This is a genomic window from Streptomyces sp. NPDC058045 (genome assembly GCF_042885635.1).
Lineage (GTDB): Bacteria > Actinomycetota > Actinomycetes > Streptomycetales > Streptomycetaceae > Streptomyces.
On sequence record NZ_JBHVRR010000081.1, the window covers coordinates 1 to 15,786 of the forward strand.

The window sequence follows — 15,786 nt, forward strand, 5'->3', positions numbered from 1 at the left end:
CGGACCCCCGACGCTACTGGGCCGGACGGCTGACCGCCGTCGGGCGCTGTCGCGTTCCGGCCGCTGCTCGCACTTGCGATTTGCGGACGTGAATAATAATCTCTGGATGTCGGGCGCCGCGCGATCTGCGGAACATCGCCTATTCCAGGGCTAGTTGGGGGTTCACAGGTATGTCCATCAGTGTGTCGATTCGCAAGTTGCAAAGCTCTGAAGAGTGCGTTGCAGTCGATGAGGACACTTGTACCGGTGCGCAGCCGACCGCTGCCGGGCCGCTCGGCGATCCGGCGATGTGGCCAACGGCACCCGGGATGTGAGCCTGTTGGGCAACGCGATCGTGCTGACCGGCCGGCGCGACTACGACCTGGACGGCTTCGCCGAGGTCCGCGACCTCTTCCCCGGCCGCCATGTCACCCTCGACGGCGACGTCATCACCGTCTGGCCCCCCACGCAGCACACGGACCACACCGGCGAGGACGGCGACGGGCGGTGACCCCGGCCGTGCGCACCGCCCTGGCGGTGGGACTGCTCACCGCACTCGGCACCGCGGCGGCCCCCGCGGCGCACGCGGCCGGGGACGACGGCGAGGCCCGGCCGCCCCGCATCATGGCGGTACTGGACGCCTCCGGTTCGATGCGGGCGGCGGACGCGGGTGGCGGGCGGACCCGGATCGCCGCGGCCCGGCAGGCCGTGGGCGCCCTGGCCGACGCCCGCACCGGCGGCACCGTCCGCGTGGACTGCTCGACCGGCGACCCGCACGACGGGGCGAGCGCCGTGACCGAGGAAGGCGACCACTACCTGCAGGTCGGCATCGGCGAAGCCACCCGCACCCGCGGCCGCACCCTGCCGATGACCGTCACCGTCTCCACCGGAGCCGGCCCCGACGACGCCGCGGCAGCCACCCCGGCCGCCGAACCTCCCGGACGTGCCACCGCCACCGGTCACCGCCTTCCCGGCTGGGGTGGCCCGATGGCCGCGGGGGTGGCGGGTGCCCTGGTGTTCGCGGTCGGTGCCGGCTTCCGCGGGCGGCGCGGGCGCAGAGGCTGGCGCCGCCGTGCTCACTCCAGCGGGTAGATGTCCCCGCTGGACATACCGGACTCCTGCTCGCAGCGGCTGCGCAGCCGCCGGGCCTTCTCCGCGAGGCGCTTGCGCTCCTCGGGATCGGTGCTGCGCTCGGCGTCGTGCGCCAGTTGGTCGGCCTTGCGGCGGGTCTCCCGGATCCGGTCCCGCATCTCGTCCGACGTGCCCATCGTCCCTCCTCGGTTCCGGCCCCACGCGCTTCCCTTCAGCGAACCAGCCGGGCCCCGGTGCCGCATCCCGGCGCCCGCGCGGTTGAGATCATGGCCGCGCACCCGCTTCATGGAGTCAGGGGCGCCGCCGGGAGGAACCGGGACCGTATGACGTGTGAGCAGCCGGAGCCGTGATGCGAGGAGCGCGCAGGCCGCGGCACGGGCGGACCCGGGCCGCCGGTGCCGCGGCCGGAAACCGGTCCGGCCTGTTCCGCGCGCCCCGCGGCAGCGTCGCCCGGCAGGTCTTCCTGTGGCAGATGGTGCTGATCGTGATCCTGGTCGCCGCGATGGCCGCGGTCCTCGTCATCCAGGCCCGCCGGGACAATGTGCACACCGCCGAGTCCCGCTCCCTGAGCGCCGCGTCCGCCCTCGCCCACGCCCCCGGCACCTCCGCCGCGCTCACCGGCCCCGACCCCACCCGCACCCTCCAGCCCGCCGTCGAGCAGATCATCCAGGACACCGGCGTGGAGAACATCGTCGTCTTCGGCACCAACCGCGTCCGCTACACCGACCACGACCCGAGCCGTATCGGTACGCGGATGACGAGCACCGAGCCGCTGCCCACCCACCCCGTCACCCGGCAGGCCGACACCGTCCAGCTCGGCCCCTCCGTCCTCTCCTCGGTGCCGGTACGGGACGCGGCCGGGAGGATCGTGGGCGCCGTCGCCGTGGCCATCAGCCTCGGCAGTATCGACGCGGAACTGCGCGACCAACTGCCGCTCGCGGGCGCCGCCACCGCCGCCGCCCTCGTCCTCGCCACCGTCAACACCTCGCTCGCCGCCCGCCGTCTGCGCCGCCAGACCCACGACATGGGCCCACGCGAGATGACCCGCATGTACGAACACCACGACGCGGTTCTGCACGCCGTCCGCGAGGGCGTGCTGATCGTCTCCGGCGAGGGCGGGGCCGCCGTCCTGGTGCTCGCCAACGACGAGGCGCGGCGCCTGCTCGATCTGCCGCCCGACGCGGAGGGCCGCCGCCTCGACGGCCTGGACCTGCCGCCCGCCATGAGTGAACTGCTGCTCGCCGGGCGCCCCGTCACCGACCAGGTCGTCCTCGCCGGGGACCGCCTCCTCGTCGTCAATATGCGCGGCACCGCGGAACGCGGCCAGCCCGGCACCGTCGCCACCCTCCGCGACTCCACCGAACTCAGGGCCGTCTCCGACCGCGCCGACACCGCCCGTGGCCGCCTCGGCCTGCTCTACGAGGCCGGTACCCGGATCGGCGCCACCCTCGACGTGGAGCGCACCGCGCAGGAACTCGCCGAGGTGTCCGTGCCGCGCTTCGCCGACATCGTCACCGTCGACGTGTTCCCCGCGATCACCACCGGCGAGGAGCCCTCGCCCTCGGACACCGCACTGCTGCGGGTGGCTGCCGCCGGGCGCCCCGAGGACAGCGCGATGGTCCCCGCCGGCACCCGCCTCACCCTCCACCCGGACGAACCCGACGGCGCCGTCATCGCCGCCGGCAGCTCTCTCCTCGACCCGGCGCTGGCCCGCGCGGAGCACCGGCCCGGCGGGGTGTGGGCCGCGCTGCGGGCGACCGGGGTGCACTCGGTGGTGGGTGTACCGCTGCGGACCCGGGACGTGGTGATGGGGGTGGCCTGCTTCCACCGGACCGTCGGCTCGGCGCCCTTCGGGGCGGAGGATGTGTCCTTCGCCGAGGAGATCGTCGCCCGCGCCACCGTCTCCATGGACAACGCGCGCCACTACACCCGCGAGCACACCACCGCCGTCACCCTGCAACGCAGCCTGCTGCCGAGTGCGCTGCCCGAGCAGTCCGCGCTGGAGGTCGCCTACCGCTATCTGCCGGCGCGGGCCGGGGTGGGCGGCGACTGGTTCGACGTGATCCCGCTGCCGGGGGCCCGGGTCGCCCTCGTCGTCGGGGACGTCGTCGGGCACGGGCTGCACGCCGCCGCCACCATGGGCCGGCTCCGCACCGCCGTGCAGAACTTCGCCACCCTCGACCTGGCCCCCGACGAACTCCTCACCCACCTCGGCGAACTCGTCGGCGACATGGACCGCGAGCAGGCCGGCGGCGAGGACCAGGTCACCGGCGCCACCTGCCTGTACGCGGTGTACGACGCGGTCACCGGGCAGTTCCTGATGGCGCGCGCCGGGCACCTCGGACCGGCCCTGGTACTCCCCGACGGCACCGTCTCCTTCCCCGACGTACCGGCCTCGCCGCCGCTCGGGGTGGGGGATCCGCTGGAGGGCGCCACCGAGATCACGCTCGCCGAGGGCACCGCGATCGTGCTGTTCACCGACGGGCTGGTGGAGGACCGGTACCAGGACATCGGCGTCGGCCTTGACCGGCTCCGCGCCACCCTCGCCGAACGGACCCCCGCCGGCACCCCGCTCCCACCGGAGGAGACCTGCGCCGCGGTGCTGAGCTCGGTGCTGCCGCCGGGGCAGACCGACGACGTGGTCCTGCTGGTGGCCCGCAGCCGCATCCTCGGCCCGGACCATGTCGCCGAGTGGCAGGTGCCGCAGGACCCGGCGGCCGTCTCCCGCATCCGCTCCGCCTGCGCCCGCACCCTCACCTCCTGGGGCCTGGACGAGATCGGCTACGCCACCGAACTCATCCTCAGCGAGCTGATCACCAACGCCATCCGCTACGGCCGCCCCCCGATCCGGGTCCGGCTGCTGCGGGACCGGGTCCTGGTGTGCGAGGTCTCCGACGGCAGCAGCACCTCGCCCCACCTCCGGCACGCCAAGCTCAGCGACGAGGGCGGCCGCGGCCTGTTCCTGGTGGCGCGCTTCGCGGAACGCTGGGGCACCCGCTACACCGGCACCGGCAAGGTCATCTGGACCGAGCAGAGCCTGGAACCGTCCACCGTCGCCGACACCGGCCCCCTCTGGGACATGGACCTCTTCGAGGACCCGGGGGACGGGGGAGGGGAGCGAGGTCCTGGCACCGCGGTATGACGAGCAGCGGAATGGTTCGATGCGGTGACTCGGCGGGCGGACCGGAACCGCGCGGCGGCGGGCCGGCATCTCGACGGTCAACCACCCCGCCCCCACCGCACGGAGCCGACCATGCCGGACACCTCGTACCTGGACCCCACCGGCGGCACCCTCACCCTGCGCACCGCCTCCCCGTACCCCGCGCCCCCGCGGTCCGCGCCCCCGTCCTGCGCGGCGTACCCGTCGGAGTACCCGACCGTGGTCCGGCCGTCGGGCGCGGACCCGATGGCGACCGGTCCGATGGTGATCGATCCGGCGGTGCCCGACCCGCGTGCCGTGGCCTGGCCCGAGGGGCTGGACACCGGGGAACTGCCGCCGCCCGACCCGAGCGCCCGGCTCCCGCATCTGCTGGCCCCGGCCGACCAGCGGCGGATCGATCTGCACGCCGCGCTCACCGCCGCCTGCGTACCGCCCGACCCGGCCGACCTCGCCACCATCCACGCCCTCTCCGCGCTGGACGGGCCGGTGGCCGCGACCGTCATCCGCTGGATCACCGTCGCCTCCTGGGACTCCGCGGCACGCTTCCGCCAACCCTGAGCACTGCCGCCCGCCCAGGGCGCGCGGCGCCGCCGACCGTACGAGAATGCGGAGTGGCACAGGAAACTTCCACAGAACCGGGAGACGACGCCGTGTTCGAGATCGAGGACATCCGGGAGTGGCGCGGCCAGAGCGTGGTCGACGCCGGGAAGCGCCGGATCGGCACCCTGGAGGCGATCTACTTCGACACCGCCACCGACGAGCCGTCCTTCGCCACCGTCACCGTGGGCCTGCCCACCCAGCGCAAACTCGTGTTCGTACCGCTGCGGGGCTGCACCGTCGGCCCCGAGTACCTGAAGGTGATCTACGACAAGAAGCAGGTGCGGGACGCCCCCGCGATCGGCACCGACGGCGAGCTGCTCGCCGCCGACGAACCGCAGGTCTTCGCCCACTATGAACTGCCCTACGCCGCAGGGGCGTCCGGGGAGAGGCGCCTGGCCCGACGGTGAGGCACGGGCCGTCGTCCACGTGAGATATCTTGACGTCAAGCAAATCTCATCGGACGTGGAACGGACGGAGCACCCCCGTGAGCGACTCGACCATCATCTACACGCACACCGACGAGGCACCCGCCCTGGCGACCTATTCGTTCCTGCCCGTGGTGGAGGCCTACGCCTCGACGGCGGGTGTGGGTGTCGAGACACGTGACATCTCGCTCGCGGGCCGGATCATCGCGCAGTTCCCGGAGCACCTGGAGGAGGGCCAGCGCATCGGCGACGCCCTCGGCGAGCTGGGCGAGCTGGCCAGGACGCCCGCAGCCAACATCATCAAGCTGCCCAACATCTCGGCGTCCATCCCGCAGCTCAAGGCCGCCGTCGCCGAACTCCAGGAGCAGGGCTACGCACTGCCCGACTACCCGGACGACCCGAAGACCGACGAGGAGCGGGAGATCCGCGCCCGCTACGACAAGGTCAAGGGCAGCGCCGTCAACCCCGTTCTGCGCGAGGGCAATTCCGACCGCCGCGCCCCCGCCTCGGTGAAGAACTACGCCAAGGCCCACCCGCACCGCATGGGCGCCTGGAGCGCGGACTCCAGGACCAATGTCGCCACCATGGGCGTCGACGACTTCTGCGCCACCGAGAAGTCCGCCGTGATCGCCGAGGACGGTGCGCTCCGGATCGAGCTGCACGGCGACGACGGCACCACCACCGTGCTGCGCGAGTCGGTACCGGTCCTCGCCGGCGAGGTGGTCGACGCCTCCGTGATGCGGGTCGCCGCCCTCCGCGAGTTCCTCACCGCACAGGTCGCCCGCGCCAAGGCGGAGGGCGTGCTGTTCTCCGTCCACCTCAAGGCCACCATGATGAAGGTCTCCGACCCGATCATCTTCGGCCACGTCGTCCGCGCCTTCTTCCCCACCACCTTCGCCGAGTACGGCGAGGTCCTCGCCAAGGCCGGGCTCACCCCCAACGACGGCCTCGGCGGCATCCTCAAGGGCGTCGAGGGGCTGCCCGAGGGCGCCGCGATCAAGGCGTCCTTCGAGGCCGAGTTGGCCGAGGGCCCCGAGCTCGCCATGGTCGACTCCGACCGCGGCATCACCAATCTGCACGTCCCCAGCGACGTCATCGTGGACGCCTCCATGCCCGCGATGATCCGCACCTCCGGCCATATGTGGGGCCCCGACGGCGAGGAGCACGACACCCTCGCCGTACTGCCCGACTCCAGCTACGCCGGGGTCTACCAGGTCGTCCTGGACGACTGCCGCGCCTACGGCGCCTTCGACCCGGCCACCATGGGCTCGGTGCCCAACGTCGGCCTGATGGCGCAGAAGGCCGAGGAGTACGGCAGCCACGACAAGACCTTCGAGATCCCCACCACCGGCACCGTGCGCGTCGTGGACACCGCCGGGCAGGCCGTGCTGGAGCAGGCCGTCGGCGCCGGGGACATCTTCCGGATGTGCCAGACCAAGGACCTGCCGATCCAGGACTGGGTGAAGCTCGCCGTCACCCGCGCCCGCGCCACCGGCGTCCCCGCCGTCTTCTGGCTGGACGAGAACCGCGCCCATGACGCGCAGCTCATCGCCAAGGTGCGGGAGTACCTGCCGCAGCACGACACCGAGGGCCTCCGGATCGAGATCAAGTCGCCGGTGGAGGCGACCCGTTACTCCCTGGAGCGCATCCGCCGCGGCGAGGACACCATCTCCGTCACCGGCAACGTCCTGCGCGACTACCTCACCGACCTGTTCCCGATCCTGGAGCTGGGCACCAGCGCCAAGATGCTCTCGGTGGTGCCGCTGATGAACGGCGGCGGCCTCTTCGAGACCGGTGCCGGCGGCTCCGCGCCCAAGCATGTGCAGCAGCTCGTCAAGGAGGACTACCTGCGCTGGGACAGCCTCGGTGAGTTCCTCGCCCTCGCGGTCAGCTTCGAGCACCTCGCGCAGACCACCGGCAACGCCCGCGCCCAGGTCCTCGCCGACACCCTGGACCGCGCCACCGGCACCTTCCTCAACGAGAACAAGTCGCCCAGCCGCCGCCTCGGCGGGATCGACAACCGCGGCAGCCACTTCTACCTCGCCCTGTACTGGGCACAGGAGTTGGCCGCGCAGACTGAGGACGCCGCGCTCGCCGAGGCCTTCGGTCCGCTCGCCCGGTCGCTGGCCGCCGACGAGAAGACCATCGTCGACGAACTGCTCGCGGTGCAGGGCTCGCCCGTCGACATCGGCGGCTACTACCAGCCCGACCCGGCGAAGGCCGCCGCCGTGATGCGTCCCTCCGCCACCTTCAACAAGGCACTGGCCACCCTGGCCTGAGCCCCCCTCACCGTTAGGCCGCGGCCGGCCCCGTCCACTGAGGACGGGGCCGGCCCCTTTTCCTGCCCTGTTTTGACCCCAGAACGCCGCTACCGGACCGATTTACGCCACCCGCTGTTCGCTCCTGGGCATAGTCAGCGGGGTCTCCCATGTGGGAAAGTCCCGTACGACCGAGTAACCGTCAACTCCCCGAGATCCGGGGAACGTTCGGGAGAGGACAACCCCACATGTCCCGTTTCCGCGCCAGAGGACCCCTGGTCGCGGCCGCACTGTCGGCCGGACTGGTCCTGACCGCCGTAGTGGCCCCCAACGCCGCGTCCGCCGCGCCCGCCCCCCACACGGTCGCCGACGATGTGCCCGACGGCTACTACGCAGACGCCGAGGGCAAGACCGGCCAAGACCTGAAACTCGCCCTGCACACCATCATCAGCGACATGACGAAGGTGAGCTACAGCCAGGTCTGGGACGCGATCCCCAAGACCGACCAGGACCCGGACAACCCCGGCAACGTCATCCTGCTGTACAGCGGCAAGTCCCAGCCCGCCTCCCAGCACGGCGGCGGCGTGGACCAGTGGAACCGCGAGCATGTCTGGGCCAAGTCCCACGGCAACTTCGGTACCAGCACCGGCCCCGGCACCGACCTGCACCACCTGCGCCCGGCCAACGTCAAGGTCAACAGCATCCGCAGCAACAAGGACTTCGACGAGGGCGGCAGCGAGGTCGACGGAGCCCCCGGCAACTACACCGACGGTGACTCCTTCGAGCCGCGGGACGCCGTCAAGGGCGACGTCGCGCGCATGATCCTCTACATGGCGGTCCGCTACGACGGCGACGACGGCTTCCCCGACCTGGAGCCCAACGACCAGGTGAACAACGGCAGTTCGCCCAACATCGGACGCATCTCGATGCTGAAGAAGTGGAACGACGAGGACCCGCCGGACGCCTTCGAGCAGCACCGCAACGACGTCATATACAACGACATCCAGCACAACAGGAACCCGTTCATCGACCACCCGGAGTGGGTGGACTCCATCTGGTAGTCGATGCGGCGGCAGCGGCCGGCACCGCGGTCCCCGGTGGACCGTGGCGCCGGCCGCTCTCCTCTGTCAACAGCCTTGCGTACCAGGCCGGTTCAGGGTGTAGGCAGACCGCCGGGGCGGGCCGGGAGACCGAAGCGCACCGGCACCCCGGGGGAGTACAGCACGCTCACCGGCGGCTCCGAGGGCATCCGCAGCCCGGCCGCCGCCACCAGGTCCTCGTCGCACTCCAGCAGTTCGGCGCGGTGCAGCGGCCACCGCGGATGCGAGTTGGGCAGGAACAACCGCCGTCCGAAGAACGCGCTGTGCATCCCCCAGCGCGCGGTCAGAAAGTGTTCCAGCGGAGTCGGCTCCGCCACCGGCGCCCCCACCCGTATCGCCAGCCGGCTGTACGCACCGCGCGGCCACCGCCTCCGGCTCCGGTACCGCAGAACGTCCCCGCTGCGCCGCACCTCCATCCGCGACCACCGGTACGGCAGCCGGAAGAGGGCCCGCGCCACGGCGGCCGGTATCAGCCGGGAGGCGTCCAGCGACCGGAACACCACCCCGCGCCGCCCCCGCCCGTCGACCGAGTAGAGCCGCACATTGGTCTCCGGGAAACTCCCCAGATACGGCACCCCGGGCAGCCTGAACCAGCCCACCCGGTGCATCCGGAAGGCGACCAGCCCCAGATACGTCGCCTCGGCGCCGTCCGGTGCGCCCGCGGGCCTGAAGGTGTCCGGGATCGTGCCCGCCGGCAGCAGCGGCGCCACCTCGGCCGGATCGACCGCCCAGTGCAGAAACGCCAGGTCCAGCCAGGACTGGGTGAGCAGCGGCCTGGGTGTCTGCCGCGGCGGATCCGCGGTGATCGGCTCGGGAAGGGCCGGCGCGCAATCGGACAGATAGGGCATGACTCAGCATCGCACGCACCCCGTGACGGCCGGACGGGGGGAGGGGCGGGACCGCCTCCGTACCGTTCTGCCGTCGCCTCCGCCGGGGACCTCTGCCACGATGGGCTGGGGCCCCGAGGTGACCCGAGGGACTCGCCCTGCCCGGCCGCGGCGCGGCCGCCCAGGTGTCGGCACATGGACAGAACGGCAGGAGGGACCATGGCCTCCGAGAGCCCGGGCGCCGGCGGTGCGGACGAACTGCTGGACCGGCTCGGCTCCCTGACCGCGCAGGCCCGCGAACGCGCCGAGCTGCACCGGGCCAGGGTGGAGCTGGCCTTCGCCCTCCAGCGCGAGATGCTCCCCGGCCCCATCCCCGTCGTCCCCGGCCTGCGCACCGCCGTCCGCTACGCGCCCGCCCACCACGGCCTCAACGTGGGCGGCGACTGGTACGACGGCTTCCTGCTGCCCGACGGGTCCCTCGGCTTCACCATCGGCGACGTCCAGGGCCACAACATCGAGGCCGCCGCCTTCATGGGGCAGGTGCGGATCGCGCTGCGCGCCCTGGCCTCCGTGGTCACCGACCCCGGCGAACTGCTGTCCCGGGCCAACGAGCTGCTGCTGTCCAACCGCAGTGAACTCTTCGCCACCTGCACCTTCGTCCGCTTCGACCCGCACACCTGGACCGTGCAGGCCGCCCGGGCCGGGCATGTGCCGATGGTGCAGGCCACCGCGGACGGGCGGGCCGTGGTCGTCACCGACAACGGCGGCCCGCCCCTCGGTATCCAGGCCGGCATGGACTATCCGGTGAGCGCCTTCGGACTGGACGGTCCCGGCGCCCTCGTGCTGCTCACCGACGGCGTGGTGGAGGGCCCCTCCATGACCATGGACGAGGGCCTCGAACAGGTGACACGGCTGGCCGGCCTCGGCTCCGCCGTCGCCCTCAACGCCGAGCCGCTGGCCACCGCCGTGATGAAGATCGCCGGATCGGTCGGGCACGAGGACGACGCCGCCGTCCTGGTCGTCTGCCACGACGCCCCACCGCCCGCCCGCGGCGCCGCCGCGCTGCGCTGACCTCGCGTGTCCTGCCCACCGCCGGTCGGCGTGCGGTGTCTCATGGCGTGGTGCTGCCGACCCTCCGCCGCCCCCGGTCCGAACTCCGGTCGACGCTGCTGCTGATCGTGGCCGTCGCCCTCTGCTACTGGGCGGCGGGACGGCTCGGGCTGCTGCTCCGGATGACCGTGGAGGGCGCCGTGGTGACGCCGCTGTGGCCGCCGACCGGGGTCGCGGTCGCCGCCCTGCTCCGCTACGGGGCGCGGATCTGGCCGGGCATCGCCCTCGGCACGATCCTCGTGGTCAGCACCCTCACCGGGCTCGACCTGAACGCCGTCGGCATCGTCGTCGGCAACACCGTCGCCCCCGTCGTCGCCTGGCTGATGCTGCGGGCGGCCGGATTCCGTACCGATATCTCCCGGCTGCGCGACGGGCTGATCCTGGTCTTCCTCGGCGCCGCCGGCATGATCGTCAGCGCCGCCTGCGGGGTCGCCACCCTGGTGCTGGACGGCAGCCTCAGCGCGGGCGACATCTGGCCGGTGTGGGCGTCCTGGTGGGTGGGGGACGCGATGGGGGTCCTGCTCGTCACGCCCGTCCTGCTGCTGCTCTCGCGGCTGCGGTCCTCCGACCTCGCCGGGCACCTGGTGGAGTCCGTGGTGCTGGTGGCGGCGCTCGGCGCGCTCACCTACGGCATCACCCACACCGTGCTGAGCCTGCTCTTCCTCGACTTCCCGCTGCTGATCTGGGGCGCGCTGCGGTTGCCGCCGGCGATCACCGCCCTGTGCGCACTGCTCATCTCGGCACTGGCGACCGTCGCCGCCGTCGACAGCGCGGGACCGTTCTCCGGACTGACGCAGTTCGCGGTGATGCTCAACCTCCAAGCGTTCAACGTGTCCGTCGCCCTGACCTCGCTGCTGCTGTCCGCCGTCATCGCCGAGCAGCGCAGGACCCGCCTCCGTATCGAGCAGGTCTGCCGCGAACTCGTCGAGGTCGTCGAGACCTTGGCCCCACCGGACACCCCCCGCCCCCGCCCGCCGCACGAGCTGCCGCCCGACCCGGCCGACGGCGCCTCCGCCTGAATCCGGCCCACCCGAAAGGCATGACCGCGCACCCGGCCGGATACCCGGACGTCGTACCGGAAACCAGCCCAGGGAGTTGCACCATGCCCGCAGGATCCAGCAGGAAGCGGGAGCGCCAGTACGAGCACATCCGGGAGAGCGCCGAGCGGCGCGGCGAGTCCGCGAGCCGGGCCCGGGAGATCGCCGCCCGCACCGTGAACAAGGAACGCGCCCGCAGCGGCGAGGCGGCGGAGCCCGGCCGGGTCTCGACCCGCGATCCCAAGTCGGCCTCGCAGCGCGGCGGCGAACGCTCCCACCGCGGCGCCCAGGGCCCCACCCGGGACCAGCTCTACGAGGAGGCGCGCCGCAAGAACATCGAGGGCCGCTCCGCCATGAACAAGGACGAACTCCGCCGCGCCCTCGGCCGCTGAGTCCCTCCGACCTCGGCCCGGCCGAGCCGCCGGATCCGGGTTTGGCCCCGCCCTCCGGGTAACCCGTGACGGGTACCCACGACGAGGCCTGACACGACGAGGTGAGGATCATGCTCCTGCTGCTGGGGCTTCTGCTGATGGCGGGTGCCGCCGCCTTCGCGGGCCTGCTGATCGCGTACAACCTGTCCGGCAGCCCCGACTACACCGTGACGCTGCTCGGCAGCCAGCCCTTCACCATCAGCACGCTCGGGGCGTTCCTCGGCGGGATCGCGCTGACCCTGATCTTCGGGCTCGGCATGTGGATGCTGCTCGCCGGGAGCGCACTGGTACGCGGCCACGGCCGCAGGCGCCGGGTCGACCGGGCCGGCGACGACCGCACCGTCCAGCGCGAGGCCCGCCTCGGTGGGACGGGGAGCGAGGGCAGCACCCGTACCGCGGCCACCGGCCGTTCCGCGCACCGGCGTTCGCACCGGCTGCGGCTGCACGGCCACTGACCGGACCGACCGGGTGGTTCGGGGCCGCACCGCGCGGCCCCGGTGTCGCCCTTGCCCTGGAGCGCACTCCAGTACCTAACGTTCCGGGCATGACGACACCGCAGCAGACCGCAGCACACCGCACGCCCCAGCAGCCCCTCGGATCCGGCTTCGGGGCCCGCAGCACCGCCCGTGAGGTACTCGACGGCATCGACCTGACCGGCCGCCTCGCCGTCGTCACCGGCGGCTACTCGGGGCTCGGCCTGGAGACCACCCGCGCCCTGAGCGGGGCCGGCGCCACCGTGGTGGTGCCGGCCCGCCGCCCCGACGCCGCCCGTGAGGCGGTGGGCGGCGTCGAGCGGGTGGAGGTCGACGCCCTGGACCTGGCCGACCTGGACAGCGTCCGCGCCTTCGCGGAACGCTTCCTCGCCTCCGGCCGCCGTATCGACATCATGATCAACAGTGCCGCGGTGATGGCCTGCCCCGAGACCCGGGTGGGCCCCGGCCGGGAAGCCCAGTTCGCCACCAACCACCTGGGCCACTTCGCCCTGGTGAACCGGCTCTGGCCGGCCCTCGCCCCCACCGCCCGCGTCATCTCCGTCTCCTCCCGCGGCCACCACGCCTCCCCGATCCGCTGGGACGACCTCGACTTCACCCGCGGCTACGACAAGTGGCAGGCCTACGGGCAGGCCAAGACCGCCAATGTGCTCTTCGCCGTACACCTCGACGCCCTCGGCCGCTCCGCCGGCGTACGGTCCTTCGCGCTGCACCCCGGCGGCATCCTCACCCCGCTCCAGCGCCATGTGCCCAAGGCGGAGCAGATCCGGAACGGCTGGATCGACGCGGACGGCAATCAGGTCGCCGACTGGCTCAAGACGCCCGAGCAGGGCGCCGCCACCCAGGTCTGGGCCGCCACCTCACCCAGGCTGGCCGGTCTGGGCGGGGTGTACTGCGAGGACTGCGACATCGCCGTCCGCACCACCGACGAGGGCGGCGGCGTACGGGACTACGCCGTCGACCCGGAGCAGGCCGCCCGCCTCTGGCACCTCTCCGCCGAACTGACCGGCGTCGACGCCTTCGCCACCCCCGGGTCCACCAAGTAGCAGCGGCGGCCGCTCAGTTCAGGGGGCGGACGGTGAGCATCTGCTCCGCCCGCCCCAGCGGCCCCCGCTCGTCGTGGAGGACGGTACTGGTCAGGCCCTGGCCGGCGGCGCCGAAGACGACGGTGGTGTCGAGCCCCACCCACCGCCCGCCCGCCGCCGGCTGCCGGAACAGGTGCAGCGTGAGGTCGACGTTGGGGAAGATCCATTTACCGGGCGGCTGCCGTACCGCGATCCCGTTGGCGGTGTCCACCAGCGCCACATACGAGGCCAGCGGACTGCTCGGCTCGTCCGCGACCAGCGTCACCGGTGACGACAGCCACACCGTGCCCCGCCCCGGCACCGGCGTCCCCACCGGGCGTACGTCGAGCGAGGCGATATAGCCGCCCGACCACAGCTCGTCCATCGGCCAGCCGGGCAGCGCGTCGGGCGGGGTGAGCCGGTCGTCCGCGCCGCCCGCCACCGCCGAGGTGTCCTGCTCCGACAGCAGCCAGACCCGCGCCCGTACCGCCGCCCGGCCCGCTATGACCGCGGTCGCCTCCAGCAGTTCGATGGTGCGGCCCGGGCGGACGCTCTCCACCCGGATGTCCATCTCGGACCGGCCGAGCTGCCCCAGGATGTCGAAGCTGATCCGGCCGACGACCAGCCGCGGGCCCTCGGGCCGGGCCGCCAGATGCCGGTCCACCGCGTGCATGATCACGCCGCCGACGGGACTGAAGTGCTGCTCGTCCTCCCGCCAGGCGCCGCCGGTGTGCTCGGTGGGGCGGTACAGATGCTCGCCGACACGTTCGTAGTAGCTGGGCATGGGCTTCTCGGATCTCTCCTCTGCTGATGCTCCGCCGGTCCTCGACAAGGGCTCACGGCACGGCGGTTCGCGGGCTGGGGTACGGGTCTCAGCGCGGCGGTTCGACGGGGCGGCCGGCGGGGCCGCCCTGGGGGCCGGGGGCCGGGCCGGCCACCGCGGTGCCCTGCCAGCTCACCACCGTCCAGCCCTGCTCCGGCGAGCCCTCCAGGGCCACCACCCCCGTGTTGTCCAGGAGGTGCGCCGCCGCGAAGGCCACATCGACATTGGCGGCACGGGCCGCGACCCACACCCGGATCACCGCGCCGTGGCTCACCATGGCGACGGTGCCGCCGTCCACCGCGGCCTCCGCCACCACCGCGTCGAACCGGCCCAGCGTCTCCGCGCCGTCCTCCCCGCCCGGCATCCGCAGCCCGGTCTCGCCCTGAGACCAGGCGAACGCGGTCTCCATATAGGCCAGGCCATGGGGCGAGTCACCGCGCTCCATCTCCAGCTCGCCCGCGGCGATCTCCCGGATCCCGTCCCGCACCTGCACCTCCAGGCCGCGTTCGGCGGCCAGCGGGGCGGCGGTGAGCTGGGTGCGGATCAGGGTGGAGGCGTAGAGGGCGCGGATCTTCTCCTCGGCCACGGCGGCGGGCAGCGCGGCGGCCTGCCGCTCGCCCAGCTCGGTCAGCATCGCCCCCGGCACCGCGGTGTCCAGCAGGAACTCCAGGTTGGACGGGGTCTGCCCGTGGCGGATGAGCAGCAGTCTCATGGAAAGGATCAACTCGCTCCGGTGGGGGCGCCCGGCGGGCACCGTCGGTATGTGCAGAGGCCACCTTCTCAGAGCGGGACGCACCCGTCACCGCCGGGCGCCCCCACCGGAGCCTGGACAGCCCGGTGCCCCTTGCCCGGGCGGACAAGGGGCACCCGGTACGGCGGCCGGTCAGCCGTCCTGTATGACGAAGCCCTCCGGCGTCGCACGCGGGATGCCGGACGCCGGCCCGGCCATCTCCACGATGTCGTCGGACGCCACGTCGTGCAGCCGCACGGCCAGGTCCTCCAAGGCCCGGCTGGCGGCCAGTTCATCGCCGATCTCCGGTACCGGGCGGTCGATCGGATTGCGGCGGGCGGTGCCTCGGCCGGTCATCTCCGAGCTGCCGTGGGTGCTGAGCACCGCACGGGCACGGGTCTCGGCGCCGTCCTCGGTGACATAGATCTGCACGGTCCACTGCTTGTCTTCCATGGTGTTCACTCCCGGCGCAGCCGCCGTCGGTTGTGGCCACCTTGCGCCCCCGAGCTCCCGGCGGCTCCCTCTCCACGCTACGTCGCCCGGTCCGACCGTGGTGGGTCGAGCTGGTGGGGGTCAGCCCTTGCGGGTGGTGATCTCCTGGGTGAGTTGGGGGAGGACGGTGAAGAGGTCGCCGACGATGCCGTAGTCGACGAGGTCGA

The 15,786-nt window shown here is 72.8% G+C and carries 17 protein-coding genes; 12 read left to right on the top strand and 5 right to left on the bottom strand.

Annotated elements, in window-relative coordinates:
* Positions 1-238 precede the first annotated feature (238 nt).
* Positions 239-490, top strand: a complete 252-nt coding sequence (locus ACFVST_RS27940; RefSeq protein WP_390156374.1) for a hypothetical protein — start codon at positions 239-241, stop codon at positions 488-490.
* A complete protein-coding gene (locus tag ACFVST_RS27945) occupies positions 487-1,071 on the top strand; it encodes a hypothetical protein (protein WP_390156375.1) in 585 nt (194 codons plus the stop codon). Before ACFVST_RS27940 ends, ACFVST_RS27945 begins: the two co-directional genes overlap by 4 nt.
* Here ACFVST_RS27945 and ACFVST_RS27950 read toward each other — a convergent pair.
* A complete protein-coding gene (locus ACFVST_RS27950; RefSeq protein ID WP_390156376.1) occupies positions 1,056-1,247 on the bottom strand; it encodes a DUF6381 family protein in 192 nt (63 codons plus the stop codon). The two genes, ACFVST_RS27945 and ACFVST_RS27950, sit on opposite strands and share 16 nt — an antisense overlap.
* 173 nt (positions 1,248-1,420) lie before the next feature.
* Between ACFVST_RS27950 and ACFVST_RS27955 the strand changes: the two genes are divergently transcribed.
* The 5 genes from ACFVST_RS27955 to ACFVST_RS27975 all read left to right on the top strand — a co-directional run bounded on the left by ACFVST_RS27955 (position 1,421) and on the right by ACFVST_RS27975 (position 8,575).
* Positions 1,421-4,213 (top strand): SpoIIE family protein phosphatase, encoded by a 2,793-nt coding sequence (locus ACFVST_RS27955; protein ID WP_390156377.1) that lies wholly within the window; start codon positions 1,421-1,423, stop codon positions 4,211-4,213.
* A gap of 111 nt (positions 4,214-4,324) precedes the next feature.
* Positions 4,325-4,789 carry a hypothetical protein gene (locus ACFVST_RS27960; protein WP_390156378.1) on the top strand — a complete coding sequence of 155 codons (465 nt, stop codon included), beginning with the start codon at positions 4,325-4,327 and terminating at the stop codon, positions 4,787-4,789.
* 92 nt (positions 4,790-4,881) lie between these two features.
* The gene (locus ACFVST_RS27965; protein ID WP_390156379.1) at positions 4,882-5,238 is read left to right on the top strand and encodes a PRC-barrel domain-containing protein; all 357 of its coding nucleotides are present in this window, start codon (positions 4,882-4,884) and stop codon (positions 5,236-5,238) included.
* 77 nt (positions 5,239-5,315) lie between these two features.
* On the top strand, positions 5,316-7,535 hold the full coding sequence (locus tag ACFVST_RS27970; RefSeq protein ID WP_390156380.1) for an NADP-dependent isocitrate dehydrogenase: 2,220 nt from the start codon (positions 5,316-5,318) through the stop codon (positions 7,533-7,535).
* A gap of 227 nt (positions 7,536-7,762) precedes the next feature.
* Positions 7,763-8,575: an endonuclease I family protein gene (locus ACFVST_RS27975; RefSeq protein ID WP_390156381.1), complete on the top strand. Its 813-nt coding sequence runs from the start codon at positions 7,763-7,765 to the stop codon at positions 8,573-8,575.
* A gap of 92 nt (positions 8,576-8,667) precedes the next feature.
* Here ACFVST_RS27975 and ACFVST_RS27980 read toward each other — a convergent pair whose 3' ends face one another.
* Positions 8,668-9,462, bottom strand: coding sequence for a YqjF family protein (locus ACFVST_RS27980; protein ID WP_390156382.1), 795 nt, complete (start codon positions 9,460-9,462; stop codon positions 8,668-8,670).
* A gap of 198 nt (positions 9,463-9,660) precedes the next feature.
* Here ACFVST_RS27980 and ACFVST_RS27985 point away from each other — a divergent pair, with 198 nt between their 5' ends.
* The 5 genes from ACFVST_RS27985 to ACFVST_RS28005 all read left to right on the top strand — a co-directional run bounded on the left by ACFVST_RS27985 (position 9,661) and on the right by ACFVST_RS28005 (position 13,556).
* Positions 9,661-10,512 (top strand): PP2C family protein-serine/threonine phosphatase, encoded by an 852-nt coding sequence (locus ACFVST_RS27985; RefSeq protein ID WP_390156383.1) that lies wholly within the window; start codon positions 9,661-9,663, stop codon positions 10,510-10,512.
* A gap of 50 nt (positions 10,513-10,562) precedes the next feature.
* Positions 10,563-11,570 carry an MASE1 domain-containing protein gene (locus ACFVST_RS27990; protein WP_390156384.1) on the top strand — a complete coding sequence of 336 codons (1,008 nt, stop codon included), beginning with the start codon at positions 10,563-10,565 and terminating at the stop codon, positions 11,568-11,570.
* Positions 11,571-11,653: 83 nt separating this feature from the next.
* A complete protein-coding gene (locus ACFVST_RS27995; protein WP_390156385.1) occupies positions 11,654-11,980 on the top strand; it encodes a plasmid stabilization protein in 327 nt (108 codons plus the stop codon).
* A gap of 110 nt (positions 11,981-12,090) precedes the next feature.
* Positions 12,091-12,474 (top strand): hypothetical protein, encoded by a 384-nt coding sequence (locus ACFVST_RS28000; protein WP_390156386.1) that lies wholly within the window; start codon positions 12,091-12,093, stop codon positions 12,472-12,474.
* An 89-nt stretch (positions 12,475-12,563) separates the two neighbouring features.
* Positions 12,564-13,556: an SDR family NAD(P)-dependent oxidoreductase gene (locus ACFVST_RS28005; protein ID WP_390156387.1), complete on the top strand. Its 993-nt coding sequence runs from the start codon at positions 12,564-12,566 to the stop codon at positions 13,554-13,556.
* Between the two features lie 13 nt (positions 13,557-13,569).
* Here ACFVST_RS28005 and ACFVST_RS28010 read toward each other — a convergent pair whose 3' ends face one another.
* From ACFVST_RS28010 to ACFVST_RS28020, 3 genes are all read right to left on the bottom strand, one after another.
* A complete protein-coding gene (locus ACFVST_RS28010) occupies positions 13,570-14,358 on the bottom strand; it encodes a thioesterase family protein (protein WP_390156388.1) in 789 nt (262 codons plus the stop codon).
* A gap of 88 nt (positions 14,359-14,446) precedes the next feature.
* A complete protein-coding gene (locus ACFVST_RS28015; RefSeq protein ID WP_390156389.1) occupies positions 14,447-15,109 on the bottom strand; it encodes a histidine phosphatase family protein in 663 nt (220 codons plus the stop codon).
* A 171-nt stretch (positions 15,110-15,280) separates the two neighbouring features.
* On the bottom strand, positions 15,281-15,580 hold the full coding sequence (locus ACFVST_RS28020; RefSeq protein WP_390156390.1) for a DUF1876 domain-containing protein: 300 nt from the start codon (positions 15,578-15,580) through the stop codon (positions 15,281-15,283).
* Positions 15,581-15,786 lie beyond the last annotated feature (206 nt).